This window comes from Candidatus Protofrankia datiscae (assembly GCF_000177615.2).
GTDB lineage: Bacteria > Actinomycetota > Actinomycetes > Frankiales > Frankiaceae > Protofrankia > Protofrankia coriariae.
The window spans coordinates 3,267,241-3,286,086 of sequence record NC_015656.1; the positions used below are offsets into that span (position 1 = coordinate 3,267,241).

Genomic DNA, 18,846 nt, shown 5'->3' on the forward strand with positions numbered 1-18,846 from the left:
GCCGGCCTGATCCGCGTCGATCCGCCGGCCGCCCCGGTCCTACCGGTCCCACCGATCCCACCGATCCCACCGGTCCCGGCCGACTTCCGCCGAAGAGGAAACGACATGACCCGCGAGCTCCACCTTGCTCTGAGCGCCTACGGCGTCGGTGGCCCCGGCCAGCACGGCCTGTGGAAGGACCAGCGTGTCCCGAAGAACGCCAGCGTCGACATCAACTACTACATCCAGCAGGCGCAGACCGCCGAGCGGGCGCTGTTCGACGCGTTCTTCATCGTCGACAGCCAGTTCATCAACGCCAGCTACCCGGCGCACTATCTCAACCGGCTCGAGCCGCTGACGCTGCTGTCGGCGGTCGCGACCCACACCAGCGCCCTCGGCCTGGTCGGCACGGCCAGCTCGACGTACAACTCGCCGTTCAACCTCGCCCGGCGGTTCGCCTCGCTGGACCACATCAGCGGCGGGCGCGCCGGCTGGAACGTCGTCACCAGCTTCGACACCCAGACGTCCCGCAACTACGGGCTGGACGAGCACCTCGACTACGGCACCCGGTACGGCCGTGCCCTGGAGGCGGTGCGGGTGGTGCGCGGGCTGTGGGACTCCTACGAGGCCGACGCCTTCCCCGCCGACGTCGAGCGCGACGTCTTCCTCGACCCGACCCGGCTGCACGCCCTCAACCACGTCGGCGAGCACTTCAGGGTGGCCGGGCCGCTGAACCTGTCGCGGTCGCCGCAGGGCCAGCCGGTGATCTTTCAGGCGGGGGTCTCCGAGGAGGGACGTAACCTGGCCGCCCACATCGCGGAGGGCATCTACGCCCCCGGCGAGTCGCTGCCGCAGGCACAGGAGTACTACCGCGACATCAAGACACGCGCCGCCGCGCTCGGCCGCGAACCCGGCCACGTGGTCATCTTCGTCGGCGCCAGCCCCGTCGTCGGCGACACCGACGAGGAGGCGCACCGCGTCTCCCGCGAGATCTTCGAGGCCGACAACGACTTCGACCGCAAGCTCGCCTTCCTCGGCCGCGCTTTCGGCGCCTACGACTTCGGCCAGCACGACCTCGACGCCCCGTTCCCCGACATCGCGCACCTGGCCGAGAAGGGCGGCCGCACCCGCGGCCTGGAGATCGTCTGGCGGGCCCGCGAGGCCGGTCAGACCCTGCGCCAGGTCGTCGAGACCCTCACCGAGTACCGGCCGTCACCGTTCACCGGCGCCCCGGACACCGTCGCCGACACCATCGAGCACTGGTTCCGGACCGGCGCGGCAGACGGCCTGAACCTGCGCTTCCGCACCCACGACGACCTGGAGCGCTTCATCGGCGACGTGGTCCCGCTGCTGCAGAAGCGCGGCCTGTTCCGCACCGAGTACGAGGGCGGCACCCTGCGCGAGAACCTCGGCCTGCCGTTCCCCGTCAACCGCCACACCCTGGAACGCGCGGCGGCCGCGGCCGGCGTCGACGCGGGTTCCGGCGCCGAGCCCGTGGTCGCGGGCGTCGCGGGTAGCGCGGGTGGTGCGGCATGACCGTGTCGGTGACGGCGTACTCGGTGACAGGTGGGCGCGACATCCACACCGTGCGGGTCCCGGCCGCCACCCCGCCGGGCGAGGTCGACGTGCTGATCGTCGGCGCCGGTCCGGTGGGCCTGTCGGCCGCGGTCGAGCTCACCGCCCGCGGGGTCGAGGTCGCGGTCGTCGACCGGGCCCGCACCGCGACGCTGGTCCGGGCCGGCGCGATGGGCCACAACCCGCGGACGGTGGAACACTTCCGCCGCTGGGGGCTGCTGCAGCGGATCCGGGACGAGTGGACCTTCCCACCGGAGTGGAACCGGGGCATCCGCCTGGTCACCTCCCTCGTCGGCCACGAACTGGGCCAGCCTCAGCAGCCGTCCTTCACCGGGCTACCCGACGGCGGGCCACTCGCCGGCCGCCACTCGTCGCAGGAGGCGCTGCGCCGCCCGCAGACCGCGCTCCAGCAGGTCTTCCTCACCCATCTGGCCGAACGCGGCGTCAGCGTCTCCGGCGGCTGGCGGCTGGACGCGCTGCGAGAGCACACCGACCGCATCGAGGCTGTTCTCCTCGCGGCCGGCTCCCCCACAGCCGGCTCCCCGGAAACAGCCTCTCCCGAGGTAGGCGCGGCGCGGCGGACCGTCCGGGCACGGTACGTGATCGGCGCGGACGGCGGCAGCAGCACGGTCCGCAAGCTGGCCGGCATCGAACGTGAGGGCGAGCACGCCACCGAGAAACGGCTGCGGCTCATCGTCCGCACCGGTGACATCACGGGCGTCGTCGGCGCGGCGCCCAGCGGCACCAACATCGTCTTCAACCAGCGGGCCGCGGGCTTCCTGGCGGCGGTGAGCACCCGTGAGTGGCGGGTGTACGCCGGGCCGTACCCACTCGGCTACGAGCCTCCCGAGGCCGAGCTGATCGACATCGCCCGGGCGGCGTTCGGCTTGGACCTGGACCTGGAGCTGGTCTCGGCGACGACCTTCTACGACGCCACCCGGATCGCGCGGACGTTCCGCCGCGGGCGGGTGCTGCTGGCCGGCGACGCCGCCCACGTGCGCACCCCGGGCGGCAACCTGGGCGAGGGCTTCGGCGACGTGGCCAACCTCGGCTGGAAGCTCGCCGCCGTACTCGCCGGCCAGGCACCCGACACCCTGCTGGACTCCTACGACCAGGAGCGCCGCCGGCACAACTGGCGGTCGCCGACCACGCGCTGGAGCGCGGCCGGCAGTCGCAGGCACTGGTGGCGGAGCTGCGCGAGCTCGGCATCCCCGACGACGCCGACACCAGCGCGCAGGCGCGGGCGCGGCGCGCCGAGATCAGCGCCCGCATCGCCCGGAACCCGTTCGCCGCGGCCGGTGTGACGTTCGACGAGCGTTACGACGCATCCGCGGTGATCTGGTACGAGGACAGCCAGTCGGGCACGGAGCCGCCGTGGCACGCGGACCACTACGAGGACGACCCGCGCCCGGGCCATCGCGCGCCGGACGGCTTCGTCGACTCCTACGGCGACACCCTCTACGACCGGATCGGCAACAGCTTCGCGCTGCTGGTGCTGTCCGCGGACCGGGCCGTGGAGCGGGCGTTCGTCACCGAGACGACGGCCCGCGCGCTGCCGTTCACGGTCGTCCACCTCACCGATCCGTCGGCCCGCGCGCTGTACGGCGCCGACAACGTGCTGGTCCGTCCCGACCAGCACGTGGCCTGGCGCGGCGGCAAACTCCCCACCGGCGGCGCCGGGGCCGTCCTCGACCTCGTCCTCGGAGTGGATGTCCCCGCGGCGGTCCGCCCCGCGGCCCCCGCCAGCCCGGTGCCCGCGGACGCCGTCCCGGTGCCCGCCGTTCCCGCCGGTGCCATCCCGGCTCCGGCAGGCGCATCCGCATCCGCCCAGTCGGCCCTGAAAGGCGCCAGCGCATGACCGATCGACCCGGCGGCCGGCCGCGTTTCCGGCTCGGCTTCCTCACCCACGTCCAGGGACGTGCCGACGACCGGGGACGTACCAACTTCACCGCGGCCTACCGCAACGCCCAGGAGCTGTTCGTCGTCGCCGACGAACTCGGCTTCGACGTCGGCTGGGTGGCCCAGCACCACGTGTCGCTGGGCGGCGGTGGCCTGCCCTCACCGTGGACGTTCCTGGCCTACGCCGCCGCCCGCACCAGGCGCATCCGGCTCGCCACCGCGATCACGGTCCTGCCGTTGGAGGACCCGGTACGGCTGGCCGAGGACGTGGCGGTCGTCGACACCCTCAGCGGCGGCCGGGTCGAGATCGGCGTCGGCAGCGGCGGCAGCGAGCTTGAGTACGCCGTGTTCGGCCGGGACGTGGCCCACCGGCGCGAGCTGACCAGCGAAGGGCTGGCAGTACTGCGCAGGGCGCTCGCGAACGAGGAGGTCGGCGCGCCCGGGTTCACCATCCAGCCGGCCGCCCGCGACTTCACCGACCGGGTCTGGCAGGGCGTCTTCAGCCAGCCAGGTGCGCGGTACGCCGCGGCGGCGGGCTCGAACCTGCTGCTCAACCGGGCCACCTACGGCTATGACGAGCCCACCGACGAGGTGCAGCGGCCCTGGGCGGACGCCTACCTCGCCGCCTGGGAGCAGCCGCGGGCGCCGCGCATCGGGCTGTCGCGGTTCATCTTCCCGGCGGCCGACCGCCGCACCGCGCTGGCCCAGATCGGCCCGGACGTCCTCGCGGCCGCCCAGCGGTTCTCCGTGCGCGGCGCCTTCCCGGCGGGGATCGACACCGAGGAGGCGCTGCGCCGCTTCCACTCCTTCTACGGCCATCCCGACGAGCTGATCGAACAGTTGCGCCGGGAACGGGTACTGCCAGTCGCCACCGACCTGATCGCCCAGTTCAACCCGGCGGTGATCGAGCAGGACGCGGCGATCCGGGCGCTTGAGCTCATCGCCACCGAGGTCGCCCCCGCGCTGGGCTGGCAGCCCGCGTCCACCGCCGAGCCCCAACTGGCAGGAGCGTGAAAGCCCATGACCGACTATCTCGACTTCACCGGCCCCGAGGGCCTGCGCACCCACGGGACCGTTCTGGTCGTGCCGGGCCGGGGGGAGAGTCCCGCCGTCTACCGCCGCCTCGGCTGACGGCTGACGGCTGACGGCTGACGGCTGACGGCTGACGGCTGACGGCTGACGGCTGACGGCTGACGGCTGACGGCTGACGGCTGACGGCTGACGGCTGACGGCTGACGCGTGCGGGTGCTCGACGCGCCGGCCCCGGTCGCACGCAGATCGAGAATAATCTCAGGGAATGCTCAGAATGATGCGGTACGGCAACAGTCGGAGCCCGTCCGGAGTGGCCAGAACACCGGCTTCGCGCAGGCGCTGCTCGAAGCGTTGCCACTCATGCTGTTCGCCTATTTCCTCGGCGTCGTCGGGCAGGACCACGTTATGGACGTCGCGCACGATATGGGTAAGTAAGATCTTGTCCAGCGGCGCGGATGTCGTCCACCCTCGGTCATCCAGGAGCGTCACTTCACGCCCGTTGGACAGCAGCGCGAACTCGCGTACCTCGCACCACGTCCCGCCATCCGGGCTTTCCTTGAGATCGCCCCAGGCACCGAGACCTGTCACAGTTACCGGACCTGCGTTCATAATCGCATGATACGCGGTGCTCAGCCCACGTTGCCGGGCCGCGGACGTTCTTTTAGCGTCGTTGAAGCGTCCGGGTTGCGCGGATTCCCAATATGACGATCACGACCAGGAGCGAGCAGCCCTCGACGACGCCCCAGGTATACACCGCCACCGGGCTGGGCTGAAACCCCGCCTCCGTTGCCAGACGCCGCGTCATCTCGGTCAGAGCCAGGATCGGTATCAGGAGTTTGCTGATTACCGCGCGAGTCTGCCAGCCTCGTCCCGACCGCCCGGCGATGCCGAGAACCGGAGCCACGACGACGGCGACCACGACCCAGAAGCCGGTCGTGGTGACAAAACCTCGCCAGTCCGTGTACGTCGCCAACAGCGGATCTGTTTCATCCACCGTGCGGTAGACTCCACGCGAAAGATCGCTGAGGCTGTATGCGACCACGGCCGCGACCAGACCGAGCAGCGCCGCCACCGACGCGCGCAGAGCTGACGCGGCACAGGACCGTCCTAAAAAATAGGCCAGACCGGCCCAGGTCCATCCCGTGCCGAGGACGAGGCTGAAGGCTGTGAACGGCGGCCAGGAGGCGCCGTTCAACCGTGACACCACCAGCCCGAAAAGGCCTCCTCCCACAACGGCGGAAGCCGCCCAGGCGAGCCGTAACAGACGAGACATTCAGGCCCCACGGCACAGAGGAGAAATTCAGTGCTACGCATTTCCCGAGTGTACCCGGACCCATGATCTGTCGTAGTCACCCGCGTGTCCCCACAGTCGCCCGAGGCCACGACGAGCATGACCACCAGCACGAAAGAAAGACCGTGGTTCGGGATCCCCGTGCAGATGCTGCAGGTGGCTCCGGGCGCCCATCGGGCATTGCGGAGGAACGGGCTTTCCGTGCTGCCGATGAGGTCGCGGAGTGTGTCGAGAGCGGGTGAGCGGGTGACCATCAGACGGCGATCTGGCTGAGAACCGCTTCCAGTTGGCTCGGACGTTGGGCAAGCTGTTCGACCACGGTTCTTACCTCGGCGATCGACGACGCGACGTAGACGTCGGGACGACCGACGAGTTCTCTGCCCCACTCGGTGCTGTCGACGACAAGGTCGGCCAGGATCACCGGCCGGCCGTGGTGCACCGCCATCCGGGCCTGAATGCGAGCGCCACTGTGTTCTCCCGCCTCGACGACGATCGTGGTGATGCCGTAGCCGGACATCACCGCATTACGCATCGGGAAGTTACGCTGCTGAGGCGGCGCGTCCGGCCAGAACTGCGACAGCACCAGCCCCGTCTTCGCGATGCGCTCCTGAAACCCGCGGTCGGCTTGGACGACATGGCCGACAGATTGGCTGTCCGCGCCGGGGACGGACGGGCGCTGACACGCCGTTCCTACTCACCAAGCACTACAAGTACGGTGGAGTGATCCCGCTTCCGTGGACAGCGAACCTGAGGTTCGCTGTCCATAGGGAAGGAGCGTCATGGGGTCAGCTCGCCGGAAGTTCACCCAGGAGTACAAATCCGAGGCAGTAAGGTTGGTGCTCGACTCGGGCCGGTCGGTGACCGAGGTCGCGAAGAGTCTGGGTATCCACGAGACCACGTTGGGAAACTGGGTGAAGAAGGCGAAGGAGAACGGCGAGACCGAGGAGCGGCCGCTGTCGGTGTCGGAGCGCGCGGAACTTGAGGAGCTCCGGAAGAAGTACGCGCAGGCGCAGATGGACATCGCCTTCCTAAAAAAAGCGGCGAGCTTCTTCGCGAGCGAGCAGAAGTAAAGTTCGAGTTCATCTCGATACACGCTCCGAAGAAGCCTGTGTCCGCCGACGGCGCGAACACCTTTCCCGTCGACTACATGTGCAAGAAACTCGACGTGTCCCGACAGGGCTACTATGCGTGGAAGAAACGCGGCCCGTCTCGGAGGGAGAAGGACGACGCCACCTTGTCGACCATGATCAGAGCTGTTTTCGACCGTCACGAGGGGCGGTACGGCGTGCGGCGGATCTTCCACGAGATCCGCCGCCAGGGCGTCGCCGTCGCCTACAAGCGGGTCCAGCGGCTGATGGCGACGATGGGCCTGGTCAGCGTGCATCCGCGTCCCCGCCGGCCGGTGACGACGGTGCAGGCCGCGGACTCCTCATCGCTGCCTGATCTTGTCGGCCAAGACTTCGCCGCGTCCGCACCGAACCAGTTGTGGTACGGCGACATAACATATATTCGCACCTGGGATGGCTGGGTGTACATGGCCTCCGTCATCGACGCGTTCTCTCGGAAGATCGTCGGCTGGGCGGTCGCCGATCACATGCGCACCGAACTCGTTCTCGACGCGCTTCGTATGGCCGTCACCCGCCGGCGGCCACCCGGCGGCGTCATATTCCACGCCGACCGAGGCGGTCAGTACACCAGCCGTGAGTTCGTCGCCTTCTGTCGCGACAACAACGTCCGAAACTCCGTCGGCCGTACCGGGATCTGTTTCGACAACGCCGCGGCGGAGTCCTTCTGGGCCACCCTCAAGAAGGAGTTCGTCCACCTCCACCCGTTCGATACCATAGACCGCGTCCGGGCGGGGATCTTCGAATATGTCGAGATCTACTACAACCGGCAGCGGTTGCACTCCTCGATCGGCTATCTCACGCCTGTCGAGTTCGAGGAAGAATTTGACGGACAAACACTTCGTGCTGCATAGTTAGGACTGTCCACGAAAGTGGGAACCCTCCACGGAGAGCAGCGCGTTAGATGCCCTCTGTGTGAGGTCGATGGTTGGTAGAGGTAGTGTCCCCTTCGCTGGAGTAGCGACGGAGGGGAGGTATATGTGCACGTTCCGCATGGAAAGGCGTCGTCTGTCGGTCTCCTCGCGGCGGTTGACGAGTCCTACGGCAGCCAGGGGAAGCAGCGGCAGGTATACGTACTCGCCGCCGTCCTGGTTCCGGCCGCTCCCGAGCTTCTCGCCCGCACCCGCGAGGAACTCGGCCGCCTGCGCCTGCACGGCCAACGGCCCCACTTCGGCCGCGACTCCGACAAGCGCCGCCGAGCCGTCGCCGAGACGATCCGGGCGCTGGAGCTGCCCACCCTGGTCGTCGTGCGGACGGCCAGGGGAGCCGAGATGGCAGAGCGATCTCGGGGTCTCTGTCTCGCCCGGCTGTCATGGGAGCTGCGCGACACGGTCCAGGAGCTCCTCATCGAGCGGCGCGAGCATTCCCGTAACCGCCATGACCGAAGCGTCCTCGCCGGCTTGCGTGGACAGGGCGTTGCCCTCTCCGTCCGCTTCCCGGCCTCAGAGGATGATCCACTGTTGTGGGCCGCTGACGCGGTGGCGAGCGCCGTTTTCCAGGCTGAGGCGCGTGGGCGCAGCGAGTATCTCGCCCTGCATGGCCCGATCACGGTGCACCGTGCCTGAACAGCGCAAACGCCCCGCACCCACCATCCGGAGGGTCGGGGCGCCACTTCCACTGGGGCGTGTATCCCAGGGCGTTCACAGCATGCGCCCTGTGGCTCCAGGTGTCAATACGGACACGCCCTGACCGAAGGTCTGCCCTGGTCATGGCGCCTGGGGCGAGGGCGGCATGTGCGCTGCCGACGTCAGTCAGTTCTACGGCTGCTGGTGCGCCTGTGGGGCTCGGTCGGTCGTCTTGTCAGGATGCCTTGTCGGTGAGGCCGGTGTGCTCGTCGGCGGATCGGTGCCGGTTGGTGACCCAGGCGTCCGGTAGGGCGATCCACTCGCTCTCGGTCACCAACTGGACGAGGGCGCCGCCGAGGCGGGGTGGGCGGGTCGGCTCGGTTGTCGGGCACAGGACCCACAGCGGCCGGCCGCCGTCGCGGGCCCGCTCGGCGAGCGCAAACAGCACGTCCAGCCCGCGGCCGCCGTAGCGGCCGAACACACCGGCGTCGTGCAGCAGCAGCGGCGCCGGCCAGCCACCGGGCCTGATTCGACCGGGCTCAGCGTGACCAGGCTCAGTGCGGCCGGCCCCAGCGTGACCTGACCCAACGCCGTCGGGCCCAGCCCCGTCGGGGTCGGTGCGGCTGGCGGGGGCGTCGACCAGCTCGGCGAGCAGCGGCGCGGCCCGTTCCCAGGCCGTCCGGACGTACTCGGCGAGGTTGCCGGCGGCCCGGCTGCCGGGCTCGGCGGCGTCGGCGCGCAGAATCGTCGCCCAGGTCGGTTTGAGCCGCGGATCCACCTCGGCGTGCAGCGCATCGAGGAACACGGCCGCGACGTCGACCGGCTCGGCGGCGAACCGGTGCGGCCTGGCCAGCTCCGCGCGGGCGGCCAGATAGTGGTTACGCCGGACGGTGAGCGCCCGGAAACCGCCGGCCTCGACGGCGGCGGCGAGCCGCTGCTCGGCAAGCGCCGCGGCCGCCCGGTCGGGGCTGTCGAACACCGTGCGCACGGGCTTGCTGCCCAGGTCGGTGGGCTGACGGACGACCGGCGTCGCCCGCGAGCCGGACCCGGTCGAACCGATCCCGGTCGAGGAGAGCAGGCCGTGCGGTGGCACGTAGCCGTCACGGGCCGCGTCCCACTCGAGGGCGAACCCGGCCGCGGCCAGCGGGCCGTCGAGAGCCGGGTGCGTCGGCAGCTCGGTGGTGAGGCCAGGGAAGCGGTTACGCACCCGCTCGTGGATGGTCGCGACGTCCAGCAGCGGCCGGTCGGGCCGCTCGTCCGGCCCGCCACCGGGCCGCGGCGGCACCGCGGCTGGGCGGGTGGGCAGCACGCCGGCCTGGGCCAGGCGCAGCGTCCGGACGAGATCCAGGTCACGCGGGTAGATCTCCAGGCGGGCGTTGGCGGCTGCGGTGCGCGACGCGGCGGCGGCCAGCCGGACGAGGCGCTGCGCCTCGAGCGGCGGCAACCCGGCCAGCCCGTCGACGGCGGCCGGAGTGCCGCCGTCCGCCAGGCCCGCGTCGTCGGCGTCGTCGGCGCTGCCCGCGGCCGGCACGGCGCGGACCGCGGCCAGCTCCCGCAGCACGGTTGCCGGGGCGGGCAGCTCCTCGGCCCGCGCGAGCCGGTCCGCGGTCCGGCCCAGGGCGATGGCGTATGCGAACAGCGCGGGCGCGGCCGGGGTGAGCGGGCCGTCGTCATCGGCGGCCTCCAGCGCGACCAGCGTCCGCTCGTAGAACCTGCGGCGGGCCAGACGCGGCTCGGAGTCGAGGTCGACGGTCTCCAGCGCGGCCCGGACCGCGGCGGCGGCGAGCGCGTGCCGTTCGGGCCGCGAGCGCCGCGGGGAGCTGCCGTGGCGGGCGAGCACGGCGGTGACCAGCTCGTCGAAGCCCATCACCCGGCCGGCGTCGCCGAGGATTTCGACCAGCTCGTCGTGCACCGAGCGGACCGCGTCGTCGGCGCGCCAGGCCCTGCGCCGCGCGGTCAGCACCTGCGCGATCCGGCCCGACGTCACCCCGACCCGCTCGGCGATCTGCTGCTGCGGCGCCCACAGCGGTACGTCCGGCAGCGCGCCCGAGGCGTCGGGCAGACCGAGCAGCAGGCGGGTCGCCTCGCGCTCGGTGTCGCCCCGCCCACCGGAGAGGACGCGGGGAAGGAGCCGGTCTGCGAGATCCTCGACCGGCATGCGGGCGTAGTCCTGCACCGCCGGCACCGCCGTCGTCGTCATCGCCGTCGCGTCGGCCGGCTGCCGCCCGTCCGGCGTCGGCCGGTCCGGTGTGTCGGCGGAGGTGGTGCCGGCCGGGGGCCCGGCGAGGGCGCGGCGCCACAGGCGGATCCGGGACTGCAGCTCCTGGCGGGTCTTCGCGCCGGTGCCCGGCAGGCTGATGATCTCCTTGGAGCCGAGCGCCAGCAGCTCGCCGACGGTTGTCGCGTTCAGCCGGTGCGCGGCCGAGACCGCCCGCGGCGACAGGCCCGCGGCCTCCAGCGGCGTGTCGGCGGTGGCAGCCGCGGCGGCCTGGTCACGGGCCTGCTGGGCGGCCTTCTCGTCGGCGGCGCCCGCGGGGCCGGCCGGGTGCGGCCCCAGCATGCCGGGCGACGGCCGGCCGTCGCCCGACGGGTGGACGGTCGGGGTCGGTGGGGTGGAGTCGGCGGCGCGGAAGACGGCCTGCCAGGCGTCGCGCATGTCCTTCAGCGATGCGAACCGCCGCGTCGCTTCCCGGTCGAGCGCGCGCAGAAAGAAAGAGGTGAGGCCGGCGCGGATCGCCGGGTCGAACGCCTCGGTGACCACCGCCGGCGGGCCCTCGGTGAACCGCTCCCCGGCGGCCCCGTTGCCCCACAGCGGCAGCTCGCCGGAGGCCATCTCGTGCAGGGTGACCGCCAGCGCGTAGCGCTCGGCGTGGTCGTCGTAGGTGGTGCGGGTGCCGGCGCCGAGGAACGGGTCCAGGTAGCGGGGCGTGCCGGCGGTGGTGTCGCGAACCGAGATGTTGGCCAGCGAGAAGTCGATGAGGACGAGCTGGTAGGTACGATTCGGCCGGCGGCGGATGACGATGTTGTCCGGCTTCAGGTCGCGGTGGGCGACGCCCTCGCCGTCGAGGTAGTCGACCGCGCCGAACAGGTAGTCGCTGTAGGTCTCCAGCTCGTCGACGGACAGCCGGCCCTCACGCAGCCGGCGGGCCACGGTCTGCTCGCCGGCGTGGTCGAGGACGAGCACCGTGCGTCCGCCGACGACCAGTGTGTCCGGGCGGGCCAGGCGGATCACCCGCGAGTCGTTCAGCCGGCCCAGCACCGACGCCTCGTGCTCCAGGCGCGCCGCCCGCTCGTCGGAGAGGGCGACCTTGAGGACCTCGTCGCGGCTGGTCTTCTCGTTGTGGGTCAGGAAGGCGCGGCTGGTCGAACCGGTGCCCAGCCGCTCCCTGATCCGCCACTCGCCACCGACCAGGTCGCCGCGCTGGGCCTCCAGCGGGTCCGGTTCCGGCTCAGGTTCGGGCTCCGGCCCGGCCTGTTCCGGCGTGGATGGGTCCGTCGGCGGGCCGTCGCCCGCGGCGCCGTCGCCGAGAAGGGCCACCGGGACGTCCGGCCGGGTGAACTCGTCCTCGACGAGCAGCAGCCAGTCGAGCAGCTCACCGACGCTGGCGAAGCGGTCGTCGGGCAGCGGGCGGGTCGCCTGCGCCACCAGCTCGTTCGCCGTCTCGGACAGCGAGTCGACGACCTCCGCCGGCTGCAGGCCGCCGGACTGCTCCAGCCGCGCCTTCAGCGCGTTCGGGCCGTCCGCGGGCGGCTGGCCGGTGAGGATCAGGTAGGCCAGCGCGCCCAGGCCGAAGACGTCGATGCCGACCGGGTCCGGGTAGGGGGCGCCGATCTCGGGCGCCAGGTAGCTGGCGGCGGCCAGCTCCAGATGCGGCAGGAACCGGGCCGCGGGCTCCACCGCCAGCTCGCGCGACGTCCTCGTCAGCGCGCCTGTCGCCGTGCTCGTCAGCGCACCGGTGCCCGAGCCCGTGTCGCGGGCCGCCGCCTGCCAGTCACTGATCATCAGCTTGGGCGCGAACCAGCCCTGCCCGCCGGTGCCGTCGCCGTTCCCGCCCGCCGCGCGGCCGCCCCGGCCCCTGGACGGCACGACCAGGACGCTGCGGGCCGCCAGCGCCCGGTGGTAGAGATGCCGGCCGTGCGCGTAGTCGACCGTCTCGACCAGTTGGCGGATCATGGACAGCCGGGTGCCGGCGTCGAGACGGTCGCCGTACCGGTCGAGATAGTGGTCCAGGCGCATCTCGTCCGGCCGGTGACGGAAGATCAGCGCCGGGCCCGCCTCGTGGCTTTCCAACCCGTCGACCTGGACGATCCCCGGATGGTTGATCCCGTGCAGCACCAGGAACTCGCGGCGGGCGGCCGCCTCCCGCTCCGCCCGCTCGGCCTCCCCCGCGGCCCGCTCGACGAGGTAGATCCGCACCCGTCGCCGCTCGGAGGCGACCTGGACGTGGGCGGCATGGTAGTCCTGCCAGGTCGGGCCGGAGTCGAACGCCGGGAACTCCAACTGCCAGGAGCCCACCCGCTGGTGGCGCCGGCTGCGGGCGATCCCGGCCGCCGGCAGCAGCCTGGCCAGGGCCTTCGACAGCTCGGGGGTGACCCGCTGCCGTTCGTCGCGCAGCGGCGCGTCCAGCAGGCCGGACCAGATCGGCGGCAGCGTCATGCCGCCCCTGCCGCCCCTGCCGCTGCTGCCGCTGCTGCGGTTGCTGGCGCTCTGATCGGTGGCGCCGCCGGGGGTGCCTCGCTCGGGGCCGAAGACCCAGTGGAGCTGGTGGTCGGGGAGCTCGACCCGCAGGGTCGGGTTCGACAGGAAGACCACCGGCTGGATGAACGGGATCCGCGTCCTCGTCCGGCTCGCGCGGCCGGCGTTCTCCAGTAGGGAGCGCAGCTCCTTGGACTTCTGGTTCGCCAGGTGCAGCGGGTTGTCGAAGATCCGGGTGTCGCCCGAGTCGCGGTGCTGGGTCCAGTTCGACCCGGACGCGGTCAGCCGGCCGACCAGGCTCTTGATCTCGATGAGGTAGACGCCGCCGCGGGCGACGACCAGCAGGTCGACCTCGCGGATGTGCCCGGTGGTCGCGGTGAAGGTGAAGTTCGACCAGGCGCGGTACGGTTCGGCGTCCGGCAGCAGCCTCCGGACGTGCTCCAGCGCCTCCCGCTCGTGCGGGAACTGCGACGGCGTGACCGTCTCCCACCGGCCCTGCCCCTCGCGCACCCCGTCCCCCCGCCGTGTCCGCTGTGTCTCCGCCCGTGACACTAGCCCACACCAAGCCAAAGGATGACAGGCGGGAACGCCTGATCCTGGCCGGAGGGACGGCAGCCGCCGCGGTGGCTGCCGTGACAGCTGCCGGGGCCGGCCAGCGGGGTAGCAGTCGTGCCGCTCCGCGACGTGCGGCCCCCGAGACCGCGCTGCCAGCACCCACCCGTCAACGATCAAGAGCTTGCGGGGATGGCGACCGTCGCGCTCCGCCACAACGACACCGGATTGGTACTACCCACGTACTACAATGAGCCGGTGGAGCAGGTACCCATACGGGTGCTCAATCAGGACACCGCGGGCGTGCTCGCACGTGTCGAGCGCGGCGAGACCATCGAGATCACCCGACACGGCAGGGTGATCGGCCGTATCGTGCCTGCGACGTCCGGCGAGTTGGACGATCTGATCGCGGCGGGCAAGGTCTCCCCGGCCACCATCACCGGCCCGTTCACCGCCCCGAAAGGGCCACGGATCAGCGGCCCGGAGGCCGGCGAGCTGATCAGACAGCTCCGCGACGAGGAACGCTGGTGATCTATCTGGACACCTCCGCGATCGTAAAGCTGATCAGGCCCGAGCTGGAAAGCGACAAGCTGGTCGACTGGCTCAACGCCCAGCAGAACGAGCGCGTGATCACTTCCAAGCTCGCCGAAGTCGAACTTCCACGGGCGCTACGCCGGGAAGAGCCGGCACGGCTGGCGGCGGTGGCCGGCGTTCTCGCCCATCTCGACCGCCTGGACATCGACGACGCGGTCCGGGCCACCGCGGGCGCCTACCCTTTCCCCCATCTGCGGTCGTTGGACGCCATCCATCTGGCCACCGCGGACCAGCTCGTCGCGTCGGGGAAGACAGTCAGCGCCTTCGTGACCTATGACAGGCGACTGGCTGTCACCGCCGGAGAACTCGGCCTGGCCGTGGCGGCGCCCGGCCGGTCCGTCCCGGTGTGAACGCCCCACGGCGAACCCGCCGTATCGGCTACGGACGGTTGCCCAGTCACGGTCGGTCGGTCAGAGCCGACTGAGATCGATCTTCACCGGGAAGGGGTCGTGCTCTCGCGTTCCTATCTGACGTCGGTGTTCGCGACGGAGGAGTGGCAGGCCGTCTGGGCGTTGGACCCGGCCGGTTCGACGAAGCTGCTGATGGTCATGCGGGTGGCGGACTGCGACCGGCCGGGGCTGCTGCGCCAGATCGTTTCGGTGGACCTGTTCGGGGTCACTCGGGAAGTTGCCCGGCAACGGCTTCTGGAGGCTGTTGGGACACGGCGCCGAAAGCCGACGAGTGAGCCGAGTTTTCCTGCCGGCGCGCCGGTCGCCGAAATGGGCGGGCTGACGGCTGGTGAGACGTCGGTGGATTCGGTGCCGCGGTTCCCGTCGGCCGCCCGGCAGCCACGCGTCACACCATCGCCACCGGGGGTTCCAGCCGCACCACCGGGTCTGTCCGAGCCGGCGGTTCACGCATTGGCCGCGGCATTCCCAACGCCTGTCTCGGCGCGGCAGATACTGGAGACCGCCGGTCTGGACGCGGGGCGTCAGCCAGGGTGGAACGCCGGATCTTCACTGGAGTTCTGGAGAGCGGTGAGCAGCCTGCTCGCGGCGGGAGTGCTGCCCGCGGGGCGGGAGCGCCTGTTGGCCGCGGCGCGGCAGCTGTTTCCGGCAAATCCCGCTTTCGCCGCATACGTAAAAGAAGAAGCGAGCAGCACGGGCACCGATCTTTAGTCTTTAGCCCGGATCCTCGACCGGGTCCTGGTGGAGCCCGGCCCGCCATGGCGCCGCCGGAGAACCAGCGCAGGCTGGAGGTCACCGAGGCCTTCACGGGGGCTGGCGCAGCAGGCCGGGCTCGCCCTGATCGAACTGACCCCGGGATTCGTCACGCGGCGCCCCGGCGGGATCGGGTAAAGTCGGAGGGGTGACCACGTTCCGGGTGGCTGGGAAGCTACTCGCCATCAGTGATCTACATGTGGCGTACCCCGAAAACCGGCAGTTCATCGAGGAACTACGACCGGAGTCGGACGCGGACTGGCTGATCGTCGCCGGTGACGTCGGTGAGGTCGTCGCGGACGTCGAATGGGCGCTGGCGCTGCTGCGTTCCCGGTTCTCCACCGTGATCTGGGTACCTGGTAATCACGAGCTGTGGACGCCGAAAAAGGATCCGGTGCGGCTGACCGGTGAGCGGCGTTACCAGCATCTGGTGGAGATATGCCGACGCCTGGGCGTACTCACCCCGGAGGATCCTTATCCGGTGTGGGAGGGCGCCGGCGGGCCGGTCACGGTGGCTCCGTTGTTCCTCCTCTACGACTACACGTTCCGGCCGGCCGGAACCAGCTCCAAGGAGGAGGCGCTCGCCGTGGCGCACCGCACGGGCGTGGTCTGCGCGGACGAGTACCTGCTGGTTCCCGACCCCTACCCGAGTGCGGACGCCTGGTCGCGGGCCCGGGTCGAGCACACCCGTGAACGGCTCGCGGCATGTGACCCGAAGCTGCCGACCGTTCTGGTGAATCATTTCCCGCTGGTGCGGGATCCGACTTATGTGCTGCGCTATCCGGAGTTCGCGCAGTGGTGCGGCACGGAGAACACCGCCGACTGGCACCGGCGGTTCCGGGCCGCCGCCGTGGTGTACGGCCATCTGCACATTCCCCGAACAACGTGGTATGACGGCGTCCGGTTCGAGGAGGTTTCGATCGGCTATCCTCGGGAGTGGCGCCGCTGGAACGGCCCGCGCAACATTCCCCGGCAGATACTGCCGGAGCCGGAGCGACATGACTGAGACCGGGATATCAGGGACCGGGATATCGGAGACCGGGACGGCTGGGGCCGTCGTGCCCGGACGCACCGTCCCCGGAAGCCGCGTCCCCGAAGACGCGACCGACCTCAGCTCGTCCGGGCCCCCCACCCCGTCCGGCGCCGTCGCCTCGTCCGACGGAGCCGTCGCCGGGGCCGAACTGCTCGCCACGCTGCTTCACCCCGCGGTGGTCGCGGTGGAGGCGTTCGCCGACGATCCGGACGCCGTGCTGTTCCCGGAGGAGGCCGCGACGCTCGCGCGGTCCGTGGACAAACGCCGCCGGGAGTTCACCACCGCCCGGGTGTGCGCCCACCGCGCGCTCGCCGGCCTGGGCATACCGCCGGTGCCGATCCTGCGCGGGCCCAAGGGCGAGCCGCAGTGGCCCGCCGGGGTGATCGGCAGCATCACGCACTGTGCCGGCTACCGGGCCGCGGTGGCGGCCTGGTCCGCCGACATCCTCACGGTCGGTATCGACGCCGAACCGAACAAGGCCCTGCCGGCAGGCGTGCTCGACCAGATCGCCCGCCCCGAGGAACGGGACTGGCTCGACCCACTGCTGCGCGACGGCTCCGCCGCGCGCCCGGGCGGCCCACCGCACGACATCCCCGCCGCGCGCTCGGAGCCGCTGCCGCCCGTGGATCCTGCCGTGGATCCCGTCGTGCACTGGGACAGGCTGCTGTTCAGCATGAAGGAATCGGTCTACAAGGCGTGGTTCCCGCTGGCCCGGCGCTGGCTGGGCTTCGAGGACGCGTCGATCACGATCGACGCGGTCGGGGGCACCTTCTCCGTCCAACTGCTGGTGGACGGGCCGGTGCTCCCCGGTGGCGTCCCACCGGGGAGGGACCAGTCCGACAGGGCTCTCCCCGCGGATCTCTCCGCGCCCCTGGAGCCTCAGGGCCCCGAACGGCTGACCGGCTTCACCGGCCGCTGGCTGGCCCGCAACGGCCTGGTCATCACGGCGATCACCGTACCGGGACGCTGACCGCGGAGATCGTCTCGACCAGTTCGGCCCGGGTGGGCACCCCCGGGGAACGACTCGGACGCCAGCCCTGAGTGATCAGGTCCGTCACCCGCGGTTCCACCGCGTCCAGCGCCTCGGGCGGATCCGTCATCTGCATGTGACGCAGCGCCGCCGTCGCGACCGTCGGGTCGACACCGGCGGCGGCGAGCAGCACGAACCGCGGCAGCGACGCCGGGCTCGGCGGGCTCATCGACGGGATGGCCTGCGCCCCGCCGTCGACGGCCGCCCACCAGGCCGCGGCACGCGCCCGGTCGAGCTGCCGGGCGTCGTCGAACCACGACCGCAGCTCGCCCCGGACCCAGGCGTCGACCCGGTCCCGCCAGGCGGCGGGATCGCCGGGATCCTCGGCCACCGCCTCGACGAGCCGGAACGCGTGCGCAACAGCCAGGGAGGAGCCTCGGCCGAAGTGCGGGTTGGTGGTGCAGACCGTGTCACCGAGCGCGTGCAGACCGACCGGCACCGCCGGATCCAGCGGCCGGAACATGTTGCGCAGCCCGCTCATGGCCGTGACGCCGGAGATCGGCTCGGCGAAGTTCGGATCGGTCCAGGCCGCCCCGAGCGACATGATGCGCGCGGCCGACTCGAACACCGGCGCCCGGCGCAGCCCCGCCAGCGCCCGGTCCCCCGGCAGGTGGACGAAGGCGACGGTGAAGGTGCCGGCATCCTGGGGGAAGACGAGCAGCGCGTAGCCGTCGGCCTCCTCGACTCCGACCACCCAGCGGTTGACCGCGGTGAACTGCCGTCCCGGTAGCAGCCGGTAGCGGCGGGACACGTAGACCTCGTTGGCCGGCTCGTCGAAGCCCTCCGCGTCCCGTGCCCCGGTGGTCAGCCGGCTGCGCCGGCCACCAGCGTCGATAACAAGATCGGCCGGTCGCAGCCCGCCCTCGGCCAGGTGCACGCCGACGGCCGTTCCCCGCCGGGTCTCCACCCGTTGGACGGTCCCGGCCCGCAGCTCTATCCCGGGCTGCGTCTCGACGTCACGCCGCAGCACCCACTCCAGGGTGCTGCGGCGGCACCGCAACGAGCGCGTCCCGTCCGGCAGGGGCACCTCGACCGCGCCGGCGGCCCGCAGGGCGTCGAGTGTGTCGGGCAGGACCGCGCGCAGCTCGGCGTGGATGCGGGCGAGGAAGGCGTGCGGCTGGTGCAGGTGCGCGACCCCGGTCCGTCTCCAGCCGCCGGCCTCGTCGAGCCGGGCGGGTCTCACCGCGGTGTCACGCTCGATCAGCGTCACCGTGTGCCCGAGGCGCGCCAGCGCGAGAGCGGCCGTCATCCCGGCCACTCCGGCACCGCATACCAGGACGTCCAGCCGCCTTCCGCTCGCCATTCAATTCCCCGTT

Annotated in this window: 15 protein-coding genes and 2 pseudogenes; 12 read left to right on the forward strand and 5 right to left on the reverse strand. The window is 71.4% G+C overall.

The genetic code is table 11. The annotated features are described in order from the left end of the window. The first annotated feature begins 105 nt into the window (after positions 1-105). The 4 genes and pseudogenes from FSYMDG_RS13580 to FSYMDG_RS29725 all read left to right on the forward strand — a co-directional run. Complete coding sequence (locus tag FSYMDG_RS13580) at positions 106-1,515, forward strand: NtaA/DmoA family FMN-dependent monooxygenase (RefSeq protein ID WP_013873998.1); 1,410 nt, start codon at positions 106-108, stop codon at positions 1,513-1,515. After that, positions 1,512-3,412 (forward strand): annotated as a pseudogene (locus tag FSYMDG_RS13585) (FAD-dependent oxidoreductase). Before FSYMDG_RS13580 ends, FSYMDG_RS13585 begins: the two are co-directional and overlap by 4 nt. Further along, positions 3,409-4,467 (forward strand): LLM class flavin-dependent oxidoreductase, encoded by a 1,059-nt coding sequence (locus FSYMDG_RS13590; protein ID WP_013873999.1) that lies wholly within the window; start codon positions 3,409-3,411, stop codon positions 4,465-4,467. Before FSYMDG_RS13585 ends, FSYMDG_RS13590 begins: the two are co-directional and overlap by 4 nt. A gap of 6 nt (positions 4,468-4,473) precedes the next feature. Beyond that, a pseudogene (locus tag FSYMDG_RS29725) lies at positions 4,474-4,581 on the forward strand (alpha/beta hydrolase); the annotation flags it as partial. 162 nt (positions 4,582-4,743) lie between these two features. Here FSYMDG_RS29725 and FSYMDG_RS13595 read toward each other — a convergent pair. The 3 genes from FSYMDG_RS13595 to FSYMDG_RS13605 all read right to left on the reverse strand — a co-directional run bounded on the left by FSYMDG_RS13595 (position 4,744) and on the right by FSYMDG_RS13605 (position 6,359). Beyond that, on the reverse strand, positions 4,744-5,073 hold the full coding sequence (locus FSYMDG_RS13595; protein WP_013874001.1) for a hypothetical protein: 330 nt from the start codon (positions 5,071-5,073) through the stop codon (positions 4,744-4,746). 73 nt (positions 5,074-5,146) lie between these two features. Continuing rightward, entirely contained in the window at positions 5,147-5,680 is a 534-nt protein-coding gene (locus FSYMDG_RS13600; RefSeq protein WP_131774001.1) for a hypothetical protein, read from the reverse strand. A gap of 349 nt (positions 5,681-6,029) precedes the next feature. Then, positions 6,030-6,359: a DNA-processing protein DprA gene (locus FSYMDG_RS13605; protein WP_050803528.1), complete on the reverse strand. Its 330-nt coding sequence runs from the start codon at positions 6,357-6,359 to the stop codon at positions 6,030-6,032. Positions 6,360-6,555: 196 nt separating this feature from the next. On the opposite strand from FSYMDG_RS13605, the gene FSYMDG_RS28570 reads away from it, so the two are divergent. From FSYMDG_RS28570 to FSYMDG_RS13620, 3 genes are all read left to right on the forward strand, one after another. Beyond that, positions 6,556-6,846, forward strand: a complete 291-nt coding sequence (locus tag FSYMDG_RS28570; RefSeq protein ID WP_043602641.1) for a transposase — start codon at positions 6,556-6,558, stop codon at positions 6,844-6,846. 17 nt (positions 6,847-6,863) lie between these two features. Continuing rightward, positions 6,864-7,754: an IS3 family transposase gene (locus FSYMDG_RS13615; protein ID WP_237703101.1), complete on the forward strand. Its 891-nt coding sequence runs from the start codon at positions 6,864-6,866 to the stop codon at positions 7,752-7,754. Positions 7,755-7,880: 126 nt separating this feature from the next. Continuing rightward, positions 7,881-8,465 carry a DUF3800 domain-containing protein gene (locus FSYMDG_RS13620; RefSeq protein ID WP_013874004.1) on the forward strand — a complete coding sequence of 195 codons (585 nt, stop codon included), beginning with the start codon at positions 7,881-7,883 and terminating at the stop codon, positions 8,463-8,465. Positions 8,466-8,700: 235 nt separating this feature from the next. On the opposite strand, the gene pglW is transcribed toward FSYMDG_RS13620, so the two are convergent. Beyond that, positions 8,701-13,671, reverse strand: coding sequence for a BREX system serine/threonine kinase PglW (gene pglW / locus FSYMDG_RS13625; protein WP_013874005.1), 4,971 nt, complete (start codon positions 13,669-13,671; stop codon positions 8,701-8,703). 300 nt (positions 13,672-13,971) lie between these two features. Here pglW and FSYMDG_RS13630 point away from each other — a divergent pair, with 300 nt between their 5' ends. The 5 genes from FSYMDG_RS13630 (at position 13,972) to FSYMDG_RS13655 (ending at position 17,470) form a co-directional block, all read left to right on the forward strand. Next, positions 13,972-14,244, forward strand: a complete 273-nt coding sequence (locus FSYMDG_RS13630; RefSeq protein WP_043606429.1) for a type II toxin-antitoxin system prevent-host-death family antitoxin — start codon at positions 13,972-13,974, stop codon at positions 14,242-14,244. Beyond that, on the forward strand, positions 14,241-14,657 hold the full coding sequence (locus FSYMDG_RS13635; protein WP_013874007.1) for a type II toxin-antitoxin system VapC family toxin: 417 nt from the start codon (positions 14,241-14,243) through the stop codon (positions 14,655-14,657). Before FSYMDG_RS13630 ends, FSYMDG_RS13635 begins: the two co-directional genes overlap by 4 nt. A 99-nt stretch (positions 14,658-14,756) precedes the next feature. Next, positions 14,757-15,425: an effector-associated domain EAD1-containing protein gene (locus tag FSYMDG_RS23245; RefSeq protein WP_013874008.1), complete on the forward strand. Its 669-nt coding sequence runs from the start codon at positions 14,757-14,759 to the stop codon at positions 15,423-15,425. Between the two features lie 190 nt (positions 15,426-15,615). Next, on the forward strand, positions 15,616-16,473 hold the full coding sequence (locus FSYMDG_RS13650; RefSeq protein ID WP_013874009.1) for a metallophosphoesterase family protein: 858 nt from the start codon (positions 15,616-15,618) through the stop codon (positions 16,471-16,473). Between the two features lie 175 nt (positions 16,474-16,648). Next, entirely contained in the window at positions 16,649-17,470 is an 822-nt protein-coding gene (locus FSYMDG_RS13655; RefSeq protein ID WP_043606437.1) for a 4'-phosphopantetheinyl transferase family protein, read from the forward strand. Here the strand turns inward: FSYMDG_RS13655 and FSYMDG_RS13660 are convergent. After that, positions 17,451-18,833 (reverse strand): NAD(P)/FAD-dependent oxidoreductase, encoded by a 1,383-nt coding sequence (locus FSYMDG_RS13660; protein WP_013874011.1) that lies wholly within the window; start codon positions 18,831-18,833, stop codon positions 17,451-17,453. The genes FSYMDG_RS13655 and FSYMDG_RS13660 overlap by 20 nt on opposite strands. Positions 18,834-18,846 lie beyond the last annotated feature (13 nt).

Coding starts and splice junctions, on each gene's coding strand:
- FSYMDG_RS13660 (WP_013874011.1), bottom strand. CDS start 18,833: ATGGCGAGCGGAAGGCGGCTGGACGTCCTGGTATGCGGTGCCGGAGTG.
- FSYMDG_RS13580 (WP_013873998.1), top strand. CDS start 106: ATGACCCGCGAGCTCCACCTTGCTCTGAGCGCCTACGGCGTCGGTGGC.
- FSYMDG_RS28570 (WP_043602641.1), top strand. CDS start 6,556: ATGGGGTCAGCTCGCCGGAAGTTCACCCAGGAGTACAAATCCGAGGCA.
- FSYMDG_RS13590 (WP_013873999.1), top strand. CDS start 3,409: ATGACCGATCGACCCGGCGGCCGGCCGCGTTTCCGGCTCGGCTTCCTC.